Consider the following 820-nt stretch of genomic DNA (forward strand, 5'->3'; position numbering starts at 1 on the left):
CCAATGCAGCAGCACCATCCTGGCTAACCGTTTTCGCAGCCGGGACCACACACTCTCGAGCTTCTGCTTTTTGCTCTAGCGGAACACTATCTTCCAAGTCCAGAATATAAGCATCAGCACCACGCGTATGCGCTTTGGCGACGAATTTCTCAATGTGCACAGGGATAAACAAGGCCGTACGCCAGCCTGGGTAGTCTAATTTCTTCATTTTATTCTCGCTCACGAATCCTTAGGCCAAACTTGCTTTAATTGTCATACAAGTAAAACCATCATTATCAGCAGACCATAGGGATAAATCATCGCCATCCCGCTTACCAGACACGGTAAACACCGAGGTATCAAACGTCGGTCTAACCGCTCGGAACTTGAAGGTTTTCAAAGATTTATCGGCAATATTATGACGTTTAAGTTCTAACAATAAAGTCACCAGCAATGGCCCATGAACAACCAAGGCAGGATACAGCTCTTCGTTTACCGCGTAGTCGCGATCATAATGAATACGATGGCCGTTATAAGTCAGCGCCGAGTAGCGGTATAGCAACACTGGGTTTGGCGTGATTTCTTGCGAAAAATCGGCTTCAGAAAGCGCAGGCTTGCCTGGTGGCAACTCAGCTCTTTCTGTTGGTTGCTCCCGGTAAACAATATTCTGTACCTGGCTGATACACAGCTCACCCGCTTGTGAAATATCATGGCGAACATTAACGAAAACCAACACGCCGGTACTACCCGTTTTAAGTTCAACAGATTCAATCGTCGATAATCGAGAGGCCGGCTGGCCAATAATCAAAGCCTTATGACACTCAACCTCACCGGCCGCCCA

The 820-nt window shown here is 47.4% G+C and carries 2 protein-coding genes; both read right to left on the reverse strand.

What is annotated here, in order from left to right; genetic code table 11:
* On the reverse strand, positions 1-208 hold a 208-nt coding region (locus tag A3735_RS00825; protein ID WP_231882310.1), incomplete at its 3' end, for an aldolase/citrate lyase family protein.
* 21 nt (positions 209-229) lie between these two features.
* On the reverse strand, positions 230-820 hold a 591-nt coding region (locus A3735_RS29990; protein WP_068637382.1), incomplete at its 5' end, for an acyl-CoA dehydrogenase.

Source organism: Oleiphilus sp. HI0061 (assembly GCF_001635675.1).